The 21644-nt window shown below is 60.6% G+C and carries 17 protein-coding genes and 1 tRNA gene; 10 read left to right on the top strand and 8 right to left on the bottom strand.

The window, feature by feature from the left end:
- Window positions 1-4 precede the first annotated feature (4 nt).
- Complete coding sequence (locus tag ACRQDJ_RS06365; RefSeq protein ID WP_435717888.1) at window positions 5-2980, bottom strand: VaFE repeat-containing surface-anchored protein; 2976 nt, start codon at window positions 2978-2980, stop codon at window positions 5-7.
- A 205-nt stretch (window positions 2981-3185) separates the two neighbouring features.
- Window positions 3186-4202, bottom strand: coding sequence for a hypothetical protein (locus ACRQDJ_RS06360; RefSeq protein ID WP_274733715.1), 1017 nt, complete (start codon window positions 4200-4202; stop codon window positions 3186-3188).
- A 1129-nt stretch (window positions 4203-5331) separates the two neighbouring features.
- On the opposite strand from ACRQDJ_RS06360, the gene ACRQDJ_RS06355 reads away from it, so the two are divergent.
- On the top strand, window positions 5332-5685 hold the full coding sequence (locus ACRQDJ_RS06355; RefSeq protein ID WP_284898558.1) for a hypothetical protein: 354 nt from the start codon (window positions 5332-5334) through the stop codon (window positions 5683-5685).
- A gap of 103 nt (window positions 5686-5788) precedes the next feature.
- Here the strand turns inward: ACRQDJ_RS06355 and ACRQDJ_RS06350 are convergent, their stop codons facing one another.
- Window positions 5789-6256: a hypothetical protein gene (locus tag ACRQDJ_RS06350; RefSeq protein ID WP_274733711.1), complete on the bottom strand. Its 468-nt coding sequence runs from the start codon at window positions 6254-6256 to the stop codon at window positions 5789-5791.
- Between the two features lie 300 nt (window positions 6257-6556).
- On the opposite strand from ACRQDJ_RS06350, the gene ACRQDJ_RS06345 reads away from it, so the two are divergent.
- Window positions 6557-6874, top strand: a complete 318-nt coding sequence (locus tag ACRQDJ_RS06345; RefSeq protein ID WP_274733710.1) for a hypothetical protein — start codon at window positions 6557-6559, stop codon at window positions 6872-6874.
- Between the two features lie 152 nt (window positions 6875-7026).
- The gene (locus ACRQDJ_RS06340) at window positions 7027-7908 is read left to right on the top strand and encodes a hypothetical protein (protein ID WP_274733709.1); all 882 of its coding nucleotides are present in this window, start codon (window positions 7027-7029) and stop codon (window positions 7906-7908) included.
- Window positions 7909-7913: 5 nt separating this feature from the next.
- Here ACRQDJ_RS06340 and ACRQDJ_RS06335 read toward each other — a convergent pair whose 3' ends face one another.
- From ACRQDJ_RS06335 to ACRQDJ_RS06325, 3 genes are all read right to left on the bottom strand, one after another.
- Entirely contained in the window at window positions 7914-8468 is a 555-nt protein-coding gene (locus ACRQDJ_RS06335) for a hypothetical protein (RefSeq protein ID WP_274733708.1), read from the bottom strand.
- 7 nt (window positions 8469-8475) lie between these two features.
- Window positions 8476-8709, bottom strand: coding sequence for a helix-turn-helix domain-containing protein (locus ACRQDJ_RS06330; protein WP_420914259.1), 234 nt, complete (start codon window positions 8707-8709; stop codon window positions 8476-8478).
- Between the two features lie 408 nt (window positions 8710-9117).
- Window positions 9118-9194, bottom strand: a tRNA-Lys gene (locus ACRQDJ_RS06325).
- Between the two features lie 210 nt (window positions 9195-9404).
- Here ACRQDJ_RS06325 and ACRQDJ_RS06320 point away from each other — a divergent pair.
- The 7 genes from ACRQDJ_RS06320 to pstB all read left to right on the top strand — a co-directional run bounded on the left by ACRQDJ_RS06320 (window position 9405) and on the right by pstB (window position 18958).
- Complete coding sequence (locus ACRQDJ_RS06320; RefSeq protein WP_087069757.1) at window positions 9405-10031, top strand: hypothetical protein; 627 nt, start codon at window positions 9405-9407, stop codon at window positions 10029-10031.
- A 223-nt stretch (window positions 10032-10254) separates the two neighbouring features.
- The gene (locus tag ACRQDJ_RS06315; protein ID WP_284904919.1) at window positions 10255-13512 is read left to right on the top strand and encodes an RNA degradosome polyphosphate kinase; all 3258 of its coding nucleotides are present in this window, start codon (window positions 10255-10257) and stop codon (window positions 13510-13512) included.
- A gap of 64 nt (window positions 13513-13576) precedes the next feature.
- Complete coding sequence (locus ACRQDJ_RS06310; protein WP_284904918.1) at window positions 13577-14530, top strand: NUDIX hydrolase; 954 nt, start codon at window positions 13577-13579, stop codon at window positions 14528-14530.
- A 161-nt stretch (window positions 14531-14691) separates the two neighbouring features.
- Window positions 14692-15804: a phosphate ABC transporter substrate-binding protein PstS gene (pstS, locus tag ACRQDJ_RS06305; protein WP_035276844.1), complete on the top strand. Its 1113-nt coding sequence runs from the start codon at window positions 14692-14694 to the stop codon at window positions 15802-15804.
- A gap of 42 nt (window positions 15805-15846) precedes the next feature.
- Window positions 15847-16959 carry a phosphate ABC transporter permease subunit PstC gene (pstC, locus tag ACRQDJ_RS06300; protein ID WP_180948672.1) on the top strand — a complete coding sequence of 371 codons (1113 nt, stop codon included), beginning with the start codon at window positions 15847-15849 and terminating at the stop codon, window positions 16957-16959.
- Window positions 16959-18155, top strand: a complete 1197-nt coding sequence (gene pstA / locus ACRQDJ_RS06295; RefSeq protein ID WP_284904917.1) for a phosphate ABC transporter permease PstA — start codon at window positions 16959-16961, stop codon at window positions 18153-18155. Before pstC ends, pstA begins: the two co-directional genes overlap by 1 nt.
- Window positions 18156-18178: 23 nt before the next feature.
- Window positions 18179-18958 carry a phosphate ABC transporter ATP-binding protein PstB gene (gene pstB / locus ACRQDJ_RS06290; RefSeq protein WP_026428731.1) on the top strand — a complete coding sequence of 260 codons (780 nt, stop codon included), beginning with the start codon at window positions 18179-18181 and terminating at the stop codon, window positions 18956-18958.
- A gap of 224 nt (window positions 18959-19182) precedes the next feature.
- Here pstB and ACRQDJ_RS06285 read toward each other — a convergent pair whose 3' ends face one another.
- Both ACRQDJ_RS06285 and ACRQDJ_RS06280 read right to left on the bottom strand, forming a co-directional pair.
- Complete coding sequence (locus ACRQDJ_RS06285; RefSeq protein WP_435717887.1) at window positions 19183-20193, bottom strand: inorganic phosphate transporter; 1011 nt, start codon at window positions 20191-20193, stop codon at window positions 19183-19185.
- Window positions 20194-20195: 2 nt separating this feature from the next.
- Window positions 20196-20822 carry a DUF47 domain-containing protein gene (locus ACRQDJ_RS06280; RefSeq protein WP_026428733.1) on the bottom strand — a complete coding sequence of 209 codons (627 nt, stop codon included), beginning with the start codon at window positions 20820-20822 and terminating at the stop codon, window positions 20196-20198.
- Window positions 20823-21644: the final 822 nt, after the last annotated feature.

Here is a 21644-nt window from a genome sequence, read left to right as displayed (position 1 = left end):
TTGGTTAGTTGTTACGACGACGCAGCACCGCAGCCGCGCCAACACCGATAAACCCAAGCGCTAGCACGCCGCCGCCGAGGACGCTTGCCCCGGTACGGGTTAGCCGCCGCTTCGACCGGTCATTATCCCCATCGCCGGGAATCTCCACCGACACGGTCTGCTCGGAGTCCTTCAGGTCATGGTGAACCGAGACGGTGCGGCCGTCTTGTTGGACGGTCTCGAAAACGACGACGCGCTTACCCGCCAGCTTGCTCGCATCGAAACTGATGTCAATGCTCGCGCAGTCATTCGCGGCCGCCGGAATGAACTTCGAGGTGACCGTCACGGGCTTGCCGTTCGCGTCAAGCAGCGCGTCGCCGTTATCCAGCATGAGAGCCGCAGTGACTTCATACTCTGTGCCCGGCACGAGAGTGCCGGCGACATCGCACACCCGGTCGGTGATTACGGTGTTAGGCACCGGCGCGATGGTCTTGTCACCATCGCTCTTATCGGTTGCAGTCGTCTGGAGCTTCGAGAACACAACGGTCTGGTTCTCGTCGTTGATGTCCGTATGTACGGCGATTTCACGACCGTCTTGCGTGAGCTTCTCGAAAGCCACGGTCTGCTTACCCGCAAACAGCGAACCATCCACCACGAAAGTCACCGTGGCGGTACCGTTCGGAGTCTCCGGCACAAAAGTAGCCTGAGAAGTCACCTTGTCGCCATTCGCGTCCACGAGCGCTTCGCCGGTCGCCTTATCCATCAACGTACCCTCGAGCTGGTATTCCTTACCAGGCGTCAGGTTCTGATAAGAAACGGTATCGACAAGCTCCACCTTGTCGGTATTCGGCGCCACGTGCGTGTTCTCATGCGTCAAAGTGGTGTGAATCGACGGCTCAGGGGTGATGGTGAACTGCTCACGCGTGTCCTCAACGCTCGTCGTGAGCGGTTGGACGCGATCATCACCAGCAAACGACGAAACGAAAACATAGGTGCCGGGCACGTTCTTACCGTTAGCGTCTTGCTTCACCAACCACGAGGTCTCACCGATAGACGGGTAGAATCCGTTCTTCGCCGGAATGCTCACGGTCTCGCCAATCTTCTCAGCCTGGCTCCGGTTTGCTTCTGTCACGGCGAGACCGTGCGGGAAGAACAACACCTCATGCTCAATCACCTGAGCATCGGCCTTGAAACCCATCCCACCTTGGAAGTCAGGATGGTTCTTCGGAAGGCCCGTCACGAAAACATCATCCACGAGATACGTGCCGCTCTTGGTGTCGCGAATCGAGAGCGTCGAGTCGATCTGTGCGGGGTAACGCACCGACGTGGTCTCGTCCGGGAGGCCGAACTGGTCGGCCCATCCGGCCTTAATCCACTTCGCGGAATCCGCGGGCTGGTCTTCAGCCTTGACTTCCCAAACCCACGTCACGAACCCGGCCTTTACTGTGGGCTGCGATAGCTGTGCTTTGATCTGGCCCGGCCCATTAGCTACGACGGTGACAGACTCAATCAGCTCCGCACTGGCCGGCACGGAATCCGTGGTGGCCGGGAGTTCGGTCGGGGAAACATAGTAAGCGGAAGCACGGTAGGTCACGGGGACGAACTGGCCGTCGTCAAACGAACCGTTCGCGGGCACGATGCGTGTCCATTCACCATCCCGATACGCCGGGTCAGCCTTGGCATCGAACGTGTCAGAGAGAACAGTGCCCTTGTCGATTACTTTCGCGGTGTCCACGTTCGAGATGCCCAGGGGACGGAAGTCGAAATTCTCCGATGTCGTTTCTGCTTCCAGGCCGTACGAATCCGCCCAGTTCTGGTGAACATACTGCGAGTTATTGCCTTGCTTGGCCTTATCAACCGACCAAACCCAGCTCACGTAACCACGCTTGGGTGTGGTGAGCTTCGCTTCGAGTTTCTGGCCCTCGCCCGTGGCTGTCACATCAACGCTGCCGAGGACTTCCGCGCCTGCCGGGATGGTGGTGCTGGTGGCGGGTTTGGTGCGGCCGGCCCAATACGCAGTCGCCGTATAAACCACAGGCACGGGCTGGCCGTTTACCTGCGTCCACTGCCCATCACCATAGGACTTATCGACCGACGTCGTTAGAGTGTCGCTGATCGACCCGTCGAGGTTAATCTCCTGCGAAACTGCTTGGCTGGTGCCGGTGGGTTGGAAATCAAAAATCACACGCCACGACGGTCCCGGAACCGTAACCGTCTCCGGGTCAGAAGCGAGATCACGATTACCAGTAGTGATCATGTCTTGAATCGACCCATCCGAACCGTACTTTGTCAGAGTCCGCCGACCGGAAGTTGCTGCTTGCATCGAATAGGACACATCACCGTTTCCCGTGGCAGTCCACTTCAGGGTGATCGGTTCCGCAGCCGAAGTCCCTGCCCAGGAGCTCGTGCCAGTAGCGTCAAAGACGGCAGGGCCGGAAAGTTGCAAAGAAACTGGAACGCCCGCGACTGGAACTCCGTTGCCATTCGTGACGACGATTCCGTGAATATTACCGGTGCGTTGGCCATCGCCTTCCACCTGGCCACCTTCGTAGCCGACGGCTGCACTGTTACGGGCCTCGGAAACGTACTGTAATGCGCGCGCCCAGACATCGGGCTGTTGGGTTTGCGTAGCTCCGGCGATTTCATGAGCCACCGCCGGAGTGTTCTCGAAGTTCGAATGCATCAGCAGACCCAGGGCAGCCAAATTCACGTTATCTGTCGTGTTGCCCTGGTATTTATTCAAAAGCCAGGCTGCCTGCGGCGTCGTCAAAGCCAGTTCTGGCACATGCTGTGCGGAATCCGTCAGGGTCGCAATCGAAGTCAAATCGTTCGGGCCCGGGTCGGCTTTCTTGCCATCAATGCACCATTGAGGGGATGCATCAATAGCTGTCCCGCCAATCTGCGGAGTCTGATTAATGTGCGGGCCAAGCCGCAACGCACCCGACGCATTAATACCGACGAGATCGATACCGCGCCCGACCGTTGAGTCATAAGCCGCCATGGCGCTACCGCCAAGCAAACTTGAAATTATCAGAGTAAATGCCGCAAGGAGCGCGGCGAGAGTCCGGCCACCTGGCCGGGCGTGTGTGGTCGCTGCCATAATAGGAAACGAGTCCTTTCATTGAGTCGAATGTTGGAGCATTACGAAAAATTGAGGGGATTCCGGCTCGGTGCTTGCGCCAACAAGCACCGAGCCACCTTTACTTTTACGGACAGGGGACAAACCACGAGTTGCCGTTGGTATCACCCTCGCTGCAAACAGGGGGGCCGTCCATCGTCCAGCCGCTGTCTACCCATCCGCCGCCGTTGTCTGCGGGAGCCGGATCAGGTGCAGGAGCGGCCGGCTCGGGTGCGGGTGCCTCATACGAACTATCTGACCACGACGAGCGGCTTTCCGTTGCGGAATACCCTGAATCGGAATACCCGCTAGTGGCTTCCGAACCACCACCGGACGATACCGCCGGCGCGGGAACCGCCGCCGGAGTTTGTGCGGCCGCCACCTTGTTGTTCAAAGCATCAACACGGGCTTGGAGAGCTGCTGTCTTTTCCTTGAGGACGGACAACCGCGCGCTCCCCTCGGAAGCCGCGAAGCTCTTGCAATCCGCAGCTAACCCATCAGCCTCGCCGGCAAGACTTTCGACACCGCGGGCGGTGGTCGTGGCAGCCTCGCAGGACGCCGCGAAACTCGCCGCATCGCCACTCAAGTACGCCGACGTGGCAGCCTCGAACTGTTCGTTGAGCTTGCCGGTCGCATCCTTGATCTGGGCCGCCTGCGCCTCAAAATCCTTGGCCGTAGCCCGCAAAGCCTCGGCCTGGGAACGCGCTGAATCAGCGTCCAGATCCTTAGCGTCTGCCGCCTTGAAAGGCTCAGCAAGCCCGGCGCGTGCAGCTTCCACAGCCTGTGCCAAAGCCTGGCAGTCCGCGGGCGCGCCACCATCAGCCACGCATTGCTCGGTTGTGAACCCGATACCGTCAACGGCTGTCTGCAGCGCGGCGCGGGCTTGCTCGTTGAGCGTCACGGCCTCGCTGTAGGCCACGCGAGCCTCATCGAGGCCGTTGCTCCGCTGCGCTAGATACACACCAGCGCCGGCCACGATCGCCGCAGCGATAGCCACGCTCGGCCACAGCCACACACGCCTACCACGCGCCCGGCCCTGCTCGGTAGTGACCTCGTCGCCGGCAACAGCAACAGCGCCGTCGGGTGTGGTTGTTTGCTCGCTCATGGCTTGCCCTCCTTTTCGCTAAAAACTTTCAAGTCTGTGGGTTGTTTTTCTTCAGCCTAACCCGGCGCTAGGTCTCGCCAGAACCCCTACATCGCACCGCACCGGCCTCGCCCGGCGGCCCCGTCGAGGCCGGCTGCACTACGGCTGCCGGCGGGCGGGAAACCCTCGCCCGTAGTCCCTCAGGCATCGCACGCACCTCGGCCGGATCCGGCCGAGTATCCACCACCACGGCAGTGCGCGGACGTGGTGGCCTGGGCGGGCTGGCCAGCGCGATATCCCGGATGCGATGTGCGATGACACCGCCCGGATTGTGGGCATCGCCCAAAGCGTTGCCGGCTAGCTGGGCGCGTATCTCGGCCCGCTCCCACCCCGCATCAAGCGCAACTTGGAGATCCCGGGCAACCGCCACAAACCGGGCGGGTGCCAGGAAACGTACCAAATCACGGGGCACGCATTCACCGATCAAGCTAGCTGCCCGCGCTTGCCGTGAACGCTGGTCCTGCCGCGAGCCTGGCTGGCTCACGCCGCGCGGCGGTTGCCCGCTACCAGACGGCGCGGTCGCCTGCCCGGCATCCGGACGCCCCGAACCTCCCGGCGCTGGCTCACGCCGGGCTTGATCTTCGACGACTGGGACAGGCTCACGGCGAACCGGAGTTACCGCGGCCGGCGCGGGGTGTGGGGTAGTCCCGCCAGGGACACCCCCACCCGCCTGCTCGGGATGCTCTGGCTTGGAATCCACCACTCCAACCATGCCAGACGCTTCCGACAAAATTTCGGGCTGCGTTGGTTGGTTGGTTAATTCCGAACGTAGTGAGGAATTGTTGGATATATCTTTAGATATATGCGCCGCGGCTGACCGTGCTCCGGTCCACCGTGCTCCGGTAATCCCCGCACGGTGAGAACCTGTGGATAACTCACTACCAGGTTCAACTACCGCGGAATCTCGCGGTTCCCACCGTGCCGAGGTTTTCCAGGCACGGTGAAAATCGCCCTCGTTTTCGTTACCTGGGCCACTTCCACTATTGGTAACTGTAGGACAGTTTAAGTCTGTGATCTTGTGGTTATCCACAGGACTAGCAGCGTCCGGAACACCCTCGCCCACAGCCTCCATGGGGACGGGTGACACTCCTTGCGCGGAGTCCACTGGCATGGCTGGCGCATCGTCAAGGAACGCATCCTCGTCTATGCCGGCACCAGCCGGGGCGGCGGGGGTGAACTCGGCCGGGTGGCTCGGGCACGCCACTACCTGGCGGGCGGTGATCGCACCGCTCTCCATCCGCCCCTGGATTTCACAAAGCGCCTCACCCACGCTTACTGGGGTGTCGAACATGACGACGAGTTCGCGTATCTGCCCGCTGGCTCTGGTGCGGAAACGGAACCGATAATGCTCCGCTTCGAGGAGTGCCAAAGCTTTCCTGGCGCGGTGTTCGCCCATATCCCGGCCCATGAGATCGCGATAACCCACCGGAGCATTCGGCGGTAACGAGAGCGACACGGTTGCCAACGCCAATGCGTCATACGTGAGCGCGCGGTTGAAGATCATGGAGTTCGGTAGCGCCGTAGCACCCCGCCGCACCGCAAAATACTCACCCATGACACACCCCCAGATCACTACCAGCAACCACAGGCGTATTTGTGCCGGGCGTGTGTGCGGCGGCCAGGCTAGCCCGCAACTCACCAACATCCACGCCCACTACTGATAAGCATTCGGTGACAAACGGGCGGATTTTCACCGGCAAACACCGAAACGCCGACAGCGGCACCGCTGGACGCTCGAACACCTGCGTGAGCAACCCGTGGCCCTCAGGCACGCGCCTCTCCCAGCGATAAACCAGCCCATAACGTTCAAGCTCGCTTATCGCGCGGGTAACCCGGTCGCGCCCAAAACCACGCCCAACCAAAGCATTCACGGTGCGTTCGCTGTTTTTAGGCATGGCCAGCAATACCACCCACACACTAAGCGCCTCATAAGAAAGATCAGGGTCAAGAACCACCTCGCGCTCAAGAAGAACCGGATAAGAACGAACCGAGAAAAACAGTCCCGTGTCGGTCATGCTGCCACCTCCTTGCGGCGCACTGGGCGCGGGCCGCCGTAATAAGGCCGAGGCCGGCCGGTACGAACCAGATTGTCCGCACCGACCCTGCCCATGCCCGCCCGCCGCCATGGAGACCGCGGCGAGCCACACCACCACTGGTGGTGCCTCCCTTTCTTCACCAAAACACGGGACGAAAGTCCTCCCGAATTGTGCAGTGCACAATCACTAGTCAGTTGGGAGGGAAAAATCGACACTCTTTTCCTCCCAGCATGGGCGAACCCGCCCGTGCTTCCGTCAAAGATCCCGAAAGGGGAGATTGTGGAAATCATTTTCCTGTTTGTCAGCGCTGTTAGTAACGCCATGTCCGCCTGGGCAGGCACCCTCACCTTGTGGGGATACGGACCAAAACCCGCCACACCGACCGCATCGCAGACGCCACCCATATCGGAGACATCACGCGTGCCGGACATGCCAATCACGCCAGGCGTATACAGTCCTGGGATGGTTATCAACGCCGAGCACATCATTATTAATGGCCCGGTATTCATCACCAACAGCCCGAACGCGGACGAGACACAGCCCATCCGGGATGCTAATCCGGACGACGAAGACCCCGCACCTAAAGCATCGAGGTAGTCGGGCGTAGCGGGAAGAATAGGGTCGGCTGACTCTCTAGGAGTACCAAGAGTCAGCCGACCCGCGCGCCAAACGACGCGCACCCCAACCACCACCCGCATAATAAGAGTGAAGAAAAAACCTCTATCAACGGAGATGGAAGGGAAGAACATATGCGAACTGCTCGACTCAAAGACGATGAAGAATACCTCACGGTTCAGGAATTCAAAGAAAGAGGCCTGGACATCGCGGAGATGATCTGCGGTGGGCGCGATCTTCGCGGAAATCTTTGCCCTACCGGGGTTATTGCCGTCAACACCAAGGATGCTGACATTGGTGGATGGGGTAACACTCCGCATTGGCGCGGCAAAGGACACATCGACGACTGCAACAAATCCTCGAAAAGCCCTACTTATAAAAAGCCGGAAGATGAGAACGAAGAAAGGGTCATCAAACGATATAAAAACGCGCAAGACATCAATATCGCAATCGATCTCAGACGCGAAGCCGATACGGACGGCGGTGGTACTGCCGGCAAAGATGGTAGTGGTGACATCGCGGCTACGGATACTCAAGCCAAGAAGCGCGGACACCAAACAGCCAGGGAGGGTAAAGGACGAAAACGGCAAGTAGGGTGCCTGAAAAACCTCTTGACCCTGGCCATAGAGGGAATCCTTGACCAGCACCAAGATGCTCAGATTAACGTATTGCTTGACGAGGGCCTTATCAAAGGAACCGTCGCCGAGTGTGTGCACAACTGCGGTACTCAAGCTCCCAAACCAGGGAAACTCGGTATTTACTACGGAGTTGTTGAGGACGTGCGTGAAGCCGACTACGGGAAGGCGTTCTTGAATTTCCGTTACGGATTCACAGTATTCCTCAGCGCAGACATCTACACGTCCATCGAAGCGGTCAAAAGCTATAAGAACCGCGCGGTTGCTGTCATTGGAACGCCCCGTGAAAAGAAGGGCGGCTCTGGAACGCTTATCCGGGTTGACGACATTGAGTACCTGCGCGCCAGTAAAAAGAAATTCGGGCGCAGCCGGCGCTTGTAGTGTTCTTACCATGGGATGATCTCCAGCCACTCACTGAGATCCTCATCAATCTTCGATGAAGAGGGCGGGAAAACCGACCCCCGGGTAAGAATGCCCGGCGACGTGAAAGCCGCTACTTTCAGGCATTCTCCGCCCAACCACGTACCAATGCAGGTGTCCGTGTGGTTCGCGACTATAAGCCCCACAAGCGGGTCAATCTGAGAGTGGGAAACATACACATCCTCACCATCGCTAGCGTTTGGTCCGAAAGCCGGGGTCGTGCGAAAGGCTAGGCCACACACTAGCCACGGCAAACACCAACCCCATAGTTCCTTGGGGAGTGTGTCGAGGTTGTAGCCCAGGCGAATCTCGCGGCCCTCCACGCGCACCTTGAAATGCTCAATAACCCGGCAGGCTTTATCAAAGTGTTCTTCGGGTACACCGTCCACGTCGAAAACGACATACACCCACGGGTCACACACTCGCGCGCCCAGCTCTGGCGAATACACGCCCTCATCGGCGATATTCAAATTCCAGCACTGAATAACAACCGACTGCCCCAACTCCAACGTCGTGTCCATTGGATACCTACCCGAAAATTTCCAACTGGCCAGGAACCTCTGTGGATGCATCCTTAGTAGTCGTTGGTGAGTCTGTCTTGGAAACGGGTGCGAGAATGCGATCCAATTCTGACTTTGGAATGCGCCACTGCCCGCCGGGCAATTGCACCGCGGAAATCCGGCCCGACCTACACCAGTTCCACACCGAAGCGCGGCTTACGCCGATTGCCTCGGCGAATTCTACTGAAGTCAAAAGACCCATGATCAGACCGCCTAAGTAAGTTCATTCTGACTAATCTTGATGATCTTATTTTGCGGTGTCGGAAACTTTAAGTCAAACGGGAGAGTTTGGTCAAAATAGACCTATTTGGTACACTCGTCCCATGAGTGTTATTAATGATTCCTACTTAGAGAGCGTGAATACCGATCAGTACATCGGCGAGCGGGTAATGGTCTGGCTTAAGAGGTGCGGGAAAACGCAGGTTCAGCTAGGTGAATATCTGGGTCTAAAAAAGGCGGTTATTAGCCTGAAAGTGAATGGTCGTGTCGGCTGGTCCGCTAGAGATCTCGCGTGGACGGCCGCATTCTTGGGTGTTCCGTTAAGTGAGCTTATGCCGGAAGAGTCGGTGGAGATCGCTCAAAAAGAGCGCGACCGCTCGCTGGAAGAAAATGGTAGGCCCCGTGGGATTCGAACCCACAACCCTTGGATTAAAAGTCCAGTGCTCTGACCGTTGGAGCTAGAGGCCCACGAAGTAGTGTAGCGCGCTTTGGCCCGCTGGTAAAAAATCGGGGCGAATCTGTGTGGAAAACCGCACTTGCGCGCTGTCGCTCATCCCGCAACTCCTTTACGTAATCGGCGGAAAACAGCTCAAAGCCGCACTAAGGCCCGCCCTGAGGTGCGACAATAGAAGAGTGAGCGAGCGCACTGGCGCGCCCCGAGCGAGTGGAGGAAAAATTATGGCTAGTAGTTTTCGCCGTCCGGCCCAGATGAAACCGGACCAGCTCGAGTCCATCGAAGGTGAAGCGGACGTCGCCTACCACAGCGAGCTCGCCCACACCGCGGCCCAGGCCCTCCTGCCCGGCGCCGGTTACCACACCGAGGACCCGGAGGTGCGCGCCCGCGTGCTGGACCTCGTCGCCACCGAAGGCATCGATGTCATCGCCGAAGCCTGGGCGCGTTCCCCGGAAAGCACTCTCCCCGGAATGCTGTGGCGCGGCTACTTGCTGCGCGAATGGTTGCGGCGTTTCCCGAACGACGCCGCCGCGCGGCTCACTGCCGCGCGGGAAAAGCTCGGCTCCCAAGGAGCTGACGGCGCGGAGAAACTGGAGAAAACCCCCACTCTCGGGGAAGTGCAATCCAGTTGGGATGAGGTGTTTGCCGGTTCCTTCAGCGGGGACTTCGCGGAGGTGCTGGCCAGCTCTGCCCGCCTGTGTGACACCCTTGCCGAAGTGGATCCGCTCTGGATCCCCAGTGATGAGCACCCGCTGGCCACGCCGGTCACGCGCCGCGATGCGGCGCTGCTGGAAACGGCGCGGGAATTCCGCGCTGCCGGGGCTCGGGCGGTGCGCGGCACGCTTTCGTAGCGGTTTCGTAGCGGAGCGGGGCCGTTCCTGGAGGAGCGCCGGCCGACACTTGCGGGAAGGCTTGCCCGTTCCGGTAGCGGCGCCAGCCGGCTCGAAATTCACGGTATCGGGGAGGAAGCCCTTGGCTGAGGGGAACTGCGCCGTCGTTCGTTTGCTTGGACGTAACTTTTCTGTCGTAGTCATCGACTACGGTTAAGAGGTAGCAGGAAAAAGGAGCCCTCCTATGAGTATCGTTGCCGGAACACCGCAGCCGGATCAGGCCGCGCTTTTTAACCAGCTCGCCCAAGAATGCTTCGCGGCGGATGGCGTCGCGCCGTTCAGCGAGCAAACGCTTCTGGATATTGCCGCGGGCGCGGAAAGTTCGCGGGTGTGGACTCTCGGGGATCCCGTGGTCGGGGTGGCTCATTCCGGGCGCACCGGGGATGTGGAATTGGCCGTGCGTCCGGAAGCCCGCGGCAAGGGTGCCGGTACGGAATTGCTGCGCACCGTTCTGGATGCGGGGGAAACCGCAGTATGGGCGCACGGGGATTTGCCGGCCGCCCAGGAACTCGCGGCATCATCCCAGCTCTACCCAGGGCGCACCCTCCTCGTGTTGGAGCGCCCGGTTACGGAAGAAAATCCTGCCCCGGCCCTGTGGACTCTGCCGGGAATCGTGCTGGCTCCGGTGGATCCGGCCGCGGATTTGGAGGATATTGCGCGTCTCAACGCGGAAGCTTTTGCGGATCTGCCCGATCAGGGCCAGCTCACCGCGGAGGATCTGCGCGAACGCATGGAAGCGCCCTGGTTCACTCCGGAGCTCCTGGTAACCGCGCGCTGCCAAGGTGAACTCGTTGGCTTTGTGTGGCTCAAGCCGAATGTGCTTGGGGGTGCCACGGCTGAATCCGGTGCGGGCAGCGAATCCGGCGCAGCCGAAGTGAACGCGGCCAGTGATCCCGGCGCAGCCAGCGAACCGAGCGAAGCGAATGTGCTGGAACTCTACGTGCTCGCGGTGGCCCCGGAACACCGCGGCAAGGGCATCGGGAAACTGCTGACGGCCTGGGCGCTTGTCACCACCGGCTCGCGGGGTTTCTCGCGCTGCATCCTCTATGTTGATGCCGCGAATTCCGCCGCGGTGCATGTCTACGGGAAGGCCGGTTTCACGCAGGCCGAACGGCATGTCCGCTATGAACTGCAACCCGAACCAGCCGTTTCGGCTACCCGCGCCCGCCTGGCGGCCCGGGAGGGCGCCAGTGCCGTGGAACCCACCCCGCATGAAACTTTCTTGCAGGCGGTGCGGCTCGGTTCGCCGGTCTCCACCAAATCCCTCACGGATATGGCCAAGGAATCGCGCAAACTCGCCAAGCGTTCCGCGAAAGCCCCGGAAGAATCCCAGCTTCCCGAAGGGCGCTTCGCGGATCGGGAACTCTCCTGGTTGGCTTTCAATGAGCGAGTGCTGGAACAGGCGGAAGATGAAACCCTGCCGCTCCTGGAACGTGCTTGGTTCCTCTCCATTTTCTCCTCGAACCTCGATGAGTTCTTCATGGTGCGGGTGGCCGGCCTCAAGCGCCGTATTGATACCGGCATCGGAGTGGTGGCAGCATCCGGCCTCACCCCGCGCCAGGTCATGAAGGGTATCGCGGAACGCACCCATGAACTCACCGCGCGCCAAGCCAAGGTCTACTCGGAAGATATCAAGCCCAAGCTTGAAGGCCAGGGCGTTTTTATCCGCCGCTGGAATGAGCTGGATGCGCAGGTGCAGCAGCGCTTCTCCAAGCTCTTCAAGGATGAGATTTTCCCCGTCCTCACCCCGCTCGCCGTGGATCCTTCCCATCCCTTCCCTTATATTTCCGGGCTTTCTCTCAACCTCGCCGTGGTCCTCAAAGATCGGCGCGGTTCTTCCGCTTTCGCGCGGGTGAAAGTGCCGGATCTGCTCCCGCGATTCCTCATGATCGGGGAAGATGGCACCGCCTACAGCCCGGAAAACGTTCCGGTGGAAGCCGGCAGTGATATTGAATTCCTGCCCCTGGAGGAACTCATCGGGCACCACCTGGGTGAACTCTTCCCCGGGATGGATGTGCAAAGCTACGCCACCTTCCGCGTCACCCGCAATGAGGACCTAGAAGTCGAAGAAGACGACGCAGAAAACCTCCTCACCGCCCTGGAACGCGAACTGCTTCGGCGCCGCTTCGGGCCGGTGGTGCGCCTGGAAGTAGATGAGGATATGGATGATGCCACCCTCAGCTTCCTCCAGAAGGAAATGAGCGTGAGCCCTTCGGATACCTACCGGCTGCCCGCGCCTCTGGACCTGCAATCCCTCGAGCAACTCCACGATCTGGACCGGCCCGGGCTCAAATACCCGAAGTATGTGCCCGTCACGCCCACCGGGCTCACGGATGCCGAATCAGCCAAACCGGCTGATTTCTTCGCGAAGCTGCGCGATCATGATGTGCTGCTCCACCACCCCTACGAATCCTTCTCCACCTCGGTGCAGCAATTCATTGCCCAGGCGGCCGCGGATCCGCAGGTCCTCGCCATCAAACAAACCCTCTACCGCACTTCGGGGGATTCCCCCATCGTGAACTCGCTTATCCGGGCGGCCCGGGCCGGCAAACAGGTCCTCGCCATCGTGGAAATCAAGGCGCGTTTCGATGAGCAGCGCAATATCGAATGGGCGCGCAAACTCGAGCGGGCCGGGGTACATGTGGTCTACGGAATGATCGGGCTGAAAACCCACTGCAAGCTCGCGCTGGTGGTTCGCCAAGAATCCGACGGCCTGCGCCGCTACTGCCACGTGGGCACCGGCAACTACAACCCGAAAACCGCCCGCGGCTATGAAGACCTGGGCCTGCTCACCTCCAACCGGGATGTGGGCCAGGATCTCACCCGGCTCTTCAACCAGCTCTCTGGCTACTCTCGGCAGGAACGCTTCCACCGGCTCCTCGTGGCGCCCACCGGCATCCGCTCCGGACTCATCGACCGGATCGAACGCGAAATTGAAAACAAGAACGCTGGCAAACCCGCCTGGGTGAAATTCAAAGTCAATTCCATCGTGGACGAAGCCACCATCGACGCCCTCTACCGGGCCAGCCAAGCCGGCGTGAAAGTCAGCATCCAGGTGCGCGGTATTTGCGCCCTACGCGCCGGCATCCCCGGGCTTTCCGATAACATCAAAGCTCGTTCCATCTTGGGTCGCTACCTCGAACACTCGCGTATCTACGCTTTTTGTAACGACGGCGACGCAGATGTCTTCATCGGCTCTGCCGATCTCATGCATCGCAACCTGGATCGGCGCATCGAAGCCCTCATCAAGATCACGGACCCGGATATGGTGGACCGCCTGGTGGAACTGGTGGATGTGGCCACCGCGGATACCACTAGCTCGTGGCACCTGGGCCCGGACGGATGGGTACGCCACAACCTCAGCCCCAAGGGCCGCCCGCTCGTCGATATCCAGGAGCTGCTCATGAAACAAGCACGCTCCCGCGTGGCAGGAGGGGACTAGGAAGCCCGGGCCGGGCAAACCGGGGCCAGCACATATCCGTACCAACTATGCCGAAGGGGGAGTGATGAGCAGCGTTCATGCTGCGGGCGCCGTTGTGTGGCGCAAAAAAGGTGGCGAATTCCAGGTGCTACTCGTACGCCGGGATAGCTACAAAGACTGGTCCTTCCCCAAGGGCAAATACAAGCCCGGCGAAGGCCCGCGCATGGCAGCCGTGCGGGAAGTCTACGAAGAAACCGGCGAGCATATCGCCCTGCAGCGGCCCCTGCCCTCCATCGGCTACACCCTCTCCTCGGGTAAGAAAAAACGAGTTTTTTACTGGGTGGCCCGCCCGCTCACCCCGCGCTCGCGGCCGGTTGCCGCCCGCCCCGAATTCCCCACAGCCCACCCCGGGGAAATCACCCGGTCGCGCTGGATGAACGCGGAAACCGCCCTCGAAAAACTCAGCTATAAAGACGAACGCACCATGCTCAAACGCGTCCTGAAATATTGGGAACGCGGGGAACTCACCACCCGTGCGGTGCTGCTAGTTCGCCACGCCCGCGCCCAAAAACGTTCGGCGTGGAACGGAAGTGAAAAAACCCGGCCCCTCACCCCGCACGGCGCCTCCCGGGCTCGCACCATCAGCTCGGTGCTCAGCGTCTACGGCGTGGACCGCCTCGTATCCTCCCCCTGGCAGCGCTGCACCGCCACCATCGCCCCCTACGCGCAAGCCTCCGGAGTTTCCCTTACCTGCGTCGCTGCCCTCACCGAACACTCCCACGCGAAGAACCCCGCCGGAGTACGTAAAACCATCGAGGCTGTCCTGACCGATGCCGGAGCTCCCACGGCGGTCAGCTTGCATCGCCCCACCCTGGGTACCGTTATCGACGTCGTTAAAAAACACGGTGGCCACCACGTGAAAGAAAAGCTCCCCGACGGCGACCCCTACCTCAAAACCGGAGAAATCCTCGTCGTCCATATGAAAGGCGACCACGCGGTGGATGTCGAACGCTTCCGTCCCGTCCACACCGAACACTAGCGGCCCGTGACCAGCGGCCGCATCCTGTGAGACATGCTACAAGCCCGTTAACCTTCTGTTTACCTCCGGTGTGGGCCACCGTAACCCTCGCTTCCTAGGCTCGAACCAGCGAGCGCCGAAACGGGCGTTCCTGAACACGCAAGGATTAAACAGTGAAGACCATGAAGATCTCGGCACTTGCTGGTGCCACCGCTCTTGCTCTGACCCTTTCCGCCTGTGGTGGGGACGCAACGACTTCTGCCACCACCGAAGCTGCCAAGGGTGACGCCACCACCCAGGCCGCGGACAGCGGCTCGAACCTCTCGGGCACCATCTCCGGCTCCGGTGCTTCCTCGCAGCAGAAGGCCCAGCAGGCCTGGCGCGATAACTTCACCATCGCGAACTCGGGCGTGACCGTGAACTACGAGCCCACCGGCTCCGGCACCGGCCGCCAGCAGTTCCTCTCCGGCCAGGTGCAGTACGCCGGTACGGACTCGGCCCTCAAGTCGGAAGAACTCGCCCAGGTCTCCAATACCTGCAAGACCGACGTTGCCGTGGAACTGCCCGTCTACATTTCCCCCATTGCGATCGCCGTGAACCTCGAAGGTGTCAAGGAGCTCAAGCTCGACGCTCCCACCATCGCGAAGATCTTCTCCGGCCAGATCGAAAAGTGGAACGACCCGGCCATTGCCGCCACCAACTCCGGCGTCAAGCTCCCGGACGAAACCATTATCCCGATCCACCGCGCGGAAAAGTCCGGCACCACCGGTAACTTCCAGTCCTACCTGGAAGAAGCCGCCCCCGAGGTCTGGACCTACGGCTCGGAAGAAACCTGGCCGATCCAGGGCGGTCAGTCCGCAGAATCCACCTCCGGTGTGGTCCAGCTGGCCCTCTCCACCCCGAACTCCATCATCTACGCCGACTACTCCCAGATCGAAACCCTCACCCCGGTGAAGGTCAAGGTTGGCGATGAGTTCATCGGCCCCGAACCGGAAGCCGCCGCCCGCGTGGTGGATGACTCCCCGGCCGCCGAAGGCGCCACGGACACCCTCCTCAACAAGGACCTCAAGCGCGATGGCTCCGTCAAGGGTGCCTACCCGGTCGTCATGCTTTCCTACCTCATCGGCTGCCAGGAATACAAGGATGCCTCCACCGGTGAACTGGTCAAGGCCTTCTTCACCTACGTCGTCTCCGAAGAAGGCCAGAAGGCCGCCTTCGCGGCCAACGGTGGTAACGCTCCGATCTCGGACACCCTGCGCAAGCAGGCCATGGCCGTCATCGATACCATCAAGTAAACCAGCGGTTAGACAACCGAATACCCCTATCTGAAAGTCGATATGACTGAACGAGATAACGCAGCCGGGGAGGTTCTTGAGCGTACCGCTCAGGAAACCTCCCCGGAGGTGGGTCAGACTGCAGTGCCGGCCCGCCCGACCAAACGCGCGCGTCGCCGCGTTGCAGACACTACCTTCAACGGCCTAGCCATCGGAGCTGGAGCATTCATCATCCTCATCCTGGGCGCCGTTTTCATCTTCCTGCTCCTCGAGTCATATCCGGCATTCATTGCCGGTAAGGAAGAAATCTCCGGGACAGCAGATTTCACGAAGGGCATGGGCTTCTGGCAGTACGCCGGGGCGGCCCTCTTCGGGACCGTGCTCTCCGCACTCCTGGCCCTGGCCCTCGCCGTACCCTTCGCGGTAGCGATTGCGCTGTTCATCTCGCATTTCGCGCACCGGCGTTTCGCCTCCGTCCTCGGCTACATTATTGACCTGCTCGCGGCCATCCCCTCCGTGGTCTTCGGCCTGTGGGGTATTCGCACCCTCGAACCGATTGTGCGCCCCGTTTTCGAATGGGTCTCCAATGTGCTCACTCCGCCGCTCCAGTGGTGGGTGGATCACGTTCCGTTCATGGGTGAAGAAGGCGGACTGGCCCAATTCGATTGGTGGCCCCTCCAGCCCAGCCTGGTGGCCTTCACGCCGCCGGCCCGAAACATCATGATGGGCGGCCTGGTGCTGGCCATTATGATCCTGCCGATTATCACCTCGCTGTGCCGCGAAGTATTCCTCCAGACCCCGAAGCTGCTGGAAGAAGCAGCCCTCGGCCTGGGCGCCACCCGCTGGGAAATGATTAAGATGACCGTGCTCCCGGTGGGCCGTTCCGGTATCGTCTCCGCGGCCATGCTGGGCCTGGGGCGCGCCCTGGGCGAAACGATGGCACTTCTCATGGTGCTCTCGGCCGGCCTGCAGGTGAACTTCAACCTCTTCTCCCCGGGGCAGCACTCCACCATCGCCTCGCAGATCGCCCTGAACTTCCCTGAAGCTCATCCCGGTCTGCAGCGCCAGGTCCTTATCGGTATCGGCCTCATGCTCTTTGCCCTGACCTTCGTGGTCAATTGGTTGGCGCGGCGCGTTCTGGCCCGGTACGCAGAATTCTCAGGAGCGAATGCCTAATGAGTACTGACGTAACACAGACCCCCGCCGGCCAGCCCGACGGCGGCGCGCACGCACTGCCCGGTAGCGGCACGCTGCCCGGCGGCAATGGCGGCAACGGCGGCAACGGCGGCAACGGCGGCAACGCCCGCGCCGGCAGCACGGACACCGTCACCGAAGGCACCCCGATCTTCGCCTCTGAATACGGCCGCCTGCCCAAGTTCTTCAACTGGGCCGTGCTCGTGGTGTGCATGCTGGCCTCCTGGCTGCTCTTCCACTTCGGCTTCAAAGCGGATTCGCTTTTCGGCGCGGTCCTGGTGGGCTTGCTCGTCTTCTTCCTCGTGATTCGGATCGTCGGGTACGCGGTGGAAGGCCCGCGCCGCGGCGCCAACCGCATGGCCACCGTGCTCATCACCAGTGCTTTCGTGCTCGCGGTGCTCCCGCTGCTCTCGCTGCTCTACACCGTGATCGTGGAAGCCCTCCCGATCCTCAGCTACTCGTTCCTCAATAACTCCACCCTCGGCATGTCCCTGCCCGGCGCTCAGCCCGGCCTCGGCCACGCCATCGTAGGTACGCTCATTATCACCGGCATCACGGCGCTCATCGCCATCCCGCTCGGTATTCTGACGGCCATCTACCTGGTGGAATACAACAGGGGTGGCTGGTTCGGCCGCTCGGTGACCTTCCTGGTCGATATTATGACGGGCATCCCCTCCATCGTGGCCGGCCTCTTCGCCGCCGCGATTGTCCCGGTGCTCGCCCCCGCGCTCGGGTTCCGCAATGGCATCATGGGCGCCGTCGCCCTTGTTGTTCTGATGACGCCGATTGTGGTCCGCAATACCGAAGAAATGCTGCGCATCGTCTCCAATGAATTGCGCGAAGCTTCCTACGCGCTCGGCGTGACGAAGTCTCGCACCATCATCAAGGTGGTGCTGCGGACCGCGCTGCCGGGTATCGTTTCCGGTTGCGTGATCGCCATCGCCCGCGTGATCGGCGAATCGGCCCCGCTGATGATTACCGCCTCCGTCTCGGATACGTTCAACTACTCCTTGTTCAACGGCCCGATGATGACGCTCCCGGTGTTCGTCTACTCGCAGTTCAAGGCCAATAACCTCGACCTGGCCTGGGGCGGCGCGCTCGTCTTGGTGTTTATCGTGCTGGTATTCAACTTGCTGGCGCGCTTGATTGCTCATATCTTCGCCCCGAAGGGCCGCTAACGCGGCAGCCGAAAGGAAAAACAGTGCCTCAGGGAATTAGTGTTCGTAACGAGAACATTTACTACGGTGATTTTCTCGCCGTGGAGAACGTTAATGTGGATATCAAACCGAATTCGGTGACCGCGCTGATCGGCCCGTCCGGTTGCGGCAAATCCACGTTCCTGCGTTCCCTCAACCGTATGCATGAAGTGATCGACGGCGCCTACGTGACCGGCGACGTCTTCATCGACGGCAATAATATTTACGGCCCCGGGGTGGACCCGGTGACCGTCCGCCAGCACGTGGGCATGGTCTTCCAGCGTGCCAATCCCTTCCCCACCATGTCCATTCGCGACAATGTGCTGGCGGGGATGCGGCTCAATTCACAGAAGATCAAGAAGTCCGACGCGGAGGAAATCGTGGAGCGCTCGCTGCGCGGCTCCAACCTCTGGGAGGAAGTGAAGGACCGCCTCGATAAGCCGGGCTCCTCACTTTCCGGCGGGCAGCAGCAGCGCCTGTGCATCGCCCGCGCCATCGCGGTCAAGCCCGAGGTGCTCCTCATGGACGAACCGTGCTCGGCCCTCGACCCGATCTCCACCCTCGCGATTGAGGACCTCATGAACAGCCTCAAAGAGGAATACACGATCGTGATCGTGACGCACAATATGCAGCAGGCGGCGCGCGTCTCGGAAATGACCGGCTTCTTCAATATCGCCGGGACCGGCAAGCCCGGCCACCTCGTGGAGTTCGACCAGACGGAGAAGATTTTCTCCAACCCGACCCACAAGGAAACCGAAGATTACGTCTCCGGGCGCTTCGGCTAAACCGGTTAACAGCTCCGCTGTTTACCTTGCGAACTGTGCCGCGCGGGAACTATCCTGCGCGGCACAGTTGTGTTTCGGGAGGTGATGCGCGCGGGTGAGGTTATGTGCCCGGGCGCGGCTAGGTGCGCGGGCGCGGCTATGTTCACGCTGCGCATTAAGTACGACGACGCCGCATCGGCCCGCCGCCTCACTTCTGTGCGGCGTGCGGGTAGCGGGCAAGCAGCTTAGATAAGCACCAGGCGCAGCAGCCAGGTGGCCACCGCTGCCAGGGCGCCGGCCGCCGGGATCGTGAGGATCCAGGCGGTGGCAATATTGCCGGCCACGGACCAGCGCACTGCCGAACGCCGCTTCGTGGCCCCGACCCCCATGATCGCGCAGGTGATGGTATGTGTTGTGGAAATCGGGGCGGCCCAGACAAACGCCGTCGTATAAAGAACACTCGCGGCCACGCTTTCCGCAACGAAACCGCGGGCCGGATCCAAATCAATAATTTTTGAGCCGAGCGTTTTCAGAATGCGGAAGCCACCGGTCGCGGTCCCCAAAGAAATCGCGGCGGCCGCGGCCAGTTTCACCCAGGTGGGGATGCCGTCTTCAAGATTGTGGAAACCGCCGGCGGTGAGGGCCAGCACGATCACACCCATGGTTTTCTGGGCGTCCTGGAGGCCGTGCCCGAGGGCCACCATCGCGGCGGAAACCGTCTGAGCGTAGCGGAAACGGTGCATGGTGGTGTGGTAGGGCGCCTCGGTGAGCAGACGCAACACCACTTTCATAATGAGGTAGGCGAGCAGGAAACCAACCGCGGGGGAAACAACCATCGGCACCACCACGCGGTCGAAAATAACCGCCCAGTGTACGGTGGCCAGCGAAGCGATACCCGCGCCGGCTAGCCCGCCAATGAGCGCGTGCGAAGATGACGAGGGCAGCCCGCGCCACCAGGTAATAAGATTCCAGCCAATCGCGCCGGCCAGCCCGCCGAGCACCAGGGTGAGGCCGGTTATTTTTTCCAGCTCGGTAATATCAACGATGCCCGAGCCGATTGTTTCGGCCACTTTCGTGCCGAGCATCGCGCCGAGGAAGTTCATGACGGCCGCCATCGCGAGGGCCACCCCCGGGGTTAACGCGCGGGTGGCTACCGAGGTGGCGATGGCATTTGCGGCGTCGTGAAAACCGTTAGTGAAGTCAAAAATGAGGCTAATGACGACGACGGTGCCCACCAAAAAGAGCAACTCGGACAAAATCAGGACTCCTTGAGGGCAATGCGCTCGACCACGGCGGCGAGCGTCTCGAAAGCGTCGACGGTGTCCTCGAGAGTGTCCACAACCAGTTTGACGCGCAGCAATTCAATGGCATCGGTGGCGTTTTCAAAAAGCGCGGCGAGGGTGGAACGGTAGAGGGAATCGCCCTTGTTTTCCAGCTGGTTAATTTCCACCCAGTATTCGCGGGTATCCGGGGAAGTGGGGTTGAAATGCGCGAGGATATCCGAGGAGAGGCGGGCGCAGCTCTTGAGAATATCCACCACCGTAGGCACGCTATCGGGGAGGGTGAGCGGGCGCATGAAGGCCACGTTTTCCCCGACCTCGTCCATGAGGTCCACGCAATTATCAACCGCGGTGGTCAGGGCATAAAGATCCTCCCTATCAAAAGGGAGGACAAAAGACCTATTTACCACTTTGAGGAGCGCGTGATTTGACTCATCTGCATTGTTTTCGATGGTATGCAACTGCTGCTGCAACTCCGCGCGCTCATGAACCGGTGCGGTCATCAGCTGCGCGAGGCCCGCGGCGGCGATAGGAAGATGCGCCGCCTGGGCGCCAATTAGGTCGAAAACCCGCGTGGAACGCGAGAATTTAGAGAATAACCCCACGTGAATTCCTCGTTTCGGGGACATGAACAATCGATGAACGACTCTCCTCAAGGATAGTTCATTATGGGGCGAAACGTGTATGACAGCGCGGTGAGATCGGGCAAGCGTGCGGCACCAGCGAAGCGCGCAGGATGTGCCCTCTCGGCATGAGGCCCCCACAAAAAGCAACCTCTCGACGGGCATCTCTTCAAGATGCAACACCCTGACAGTAGGCTCCACAAAAAGCAACGCCACGACAGTGGGTTCCGCAGGATGCAACGCTGTGACAGTGGGTGCCACAGGATGTAACCTCACGACATCAAAACAATTTCTTAACGTAGCTGCCGTTGCATTTTGATTTCGGGCAGACGCGGCGGGCTTCACTTGAGAGCCTCACGGGCCTCACGAACTTCAATAGTCACACCAGCACCTGGGGAGGGGGTATCTGTTTTCAGAGCTGTACTTCATATGTCGTACATGCGAAGTACATCCCGGAAAAATATACCTTCCTCGCCGGAGCCGCGGGTCGGCGAGGCAAAGTGTGAGTCCGGGACATCGCCTCCCACAGGATGTGCATAAGAGACACGAAATTACCCTGAAACGGTACTCTTGCGCACACTTTGTTTCTGCGCACGGTTCATACGGTTCCGGACCGAATCCAAACCAACGCCACGCAGCCCCGCCCGCAGCCCCTTTTGTCTATTAACCCCACGCAGCGGTAGAAAAGTGGCGGAAAAGTGACGAGTGGTAGGAAAAAGGGTGCCGGAGGGTTAATAGACAAATGGTGGGTCTTATATCCGGGGTTTGCCCCGCCATAGCAACGAAAAGTCGGCCTTATTGAGG

The sequence above is a fragment of the Actinotignum urematis genome, from assembly GCF_051264595.1.
Lineage (GTDB): Bacteria > Actinomycetota > Actinomycetes > Actinomycetales > Actinomycetaceae > Actinotignum > Actinotignum timonense_A.
Note: the sequence above shows the minus strand (reverse complement) of the source record. Positions and strands in the feature narration are given on the sequence as shown.

Coding starts and splice junctions, on each gene's coding strand:
- pstS (WP_035276844.1), top strand. CDS start 14,692: ATGAAGATCTCGGCACTTGCTGGTGCCACCGCTCTTGCTCTGACCCTT.
- ACRQDJ_RS06365 (WP_435717888.1), bottom strand. CDS start 2,980: ATGGCGGCTTATGACTCAACGGTCGGGCGCGGTATCGATCTCGTCGGT.
- pstA (WP_284904917.1), top strand. CDS start 16,959: ATGAGTACTGACGTAACACAGACCCCCGCCGGCCAGCCCGACGGCGGC.
- ACRQDJ_RS06310 (WP_284904918.1), top strand. CDS start 13,577: ATGAGCAGCGTTCATGCTGCGGGCGCCGTTGTGTGGCGCAAAAAAGGT.
- ACRQDJ_RS06320 (WP_087069757.1), top strand. CDS start 9,405: ATGGCTAGTAGTTTTCGCCGTCCGGCCCAGATGAAACCGGACCAGCTC.
- ACRQDJ_RS06330 (WP_420914259.1), bottom strand. CDS start 8,709: ATGGGTCTTTTGACTTCAGTAGAATTCGCCGAGGCAATCGGCGTAAGC.
- pstC (WP_180948672.1), top strand. CDS start 15,847: ATGACTGAACGAGATAACGCAGCCGGGGAGGTTCTTGAGCGTACCGCT.
- ACRQDJ_RS06340 (WP_274733709.1), top strand. CDS start 7,027: ATGCGAACTGCTCGACTCAAAGACGATGAAGAATACCTCACGGTTCAG.
- ACRQDJ_RS06350 (WP_274733711.1), bottom strand. CDS start 6,256: ATGACCGACACGGGACTGTTTTTCTCGGTTCGTTCTTATCCGGTTCTT.
- ACRQDJ_RS06315 (WP_284904919.1), top strand. CDS start 10,255: ATGAGTATCGTTGCCGGAACACCGCAGCCGGATCAGGCCGCGCTTTTT.
- ACRQDJ_RS06335 (WP_274733708.1), bottom strand. CDS start 8,468: ATGGACACGACGTTGGAGTTGGGGCAGTCGGTTGTTATTCAGTGCTGG.
- ACRQDJ_RS06360 (WP_274733715.1), bottom strand. CDS start 4,202: ATGAGCGAGCAAACAACCACACCCGACGGCGCTGTTGCTGTTGCCGGC.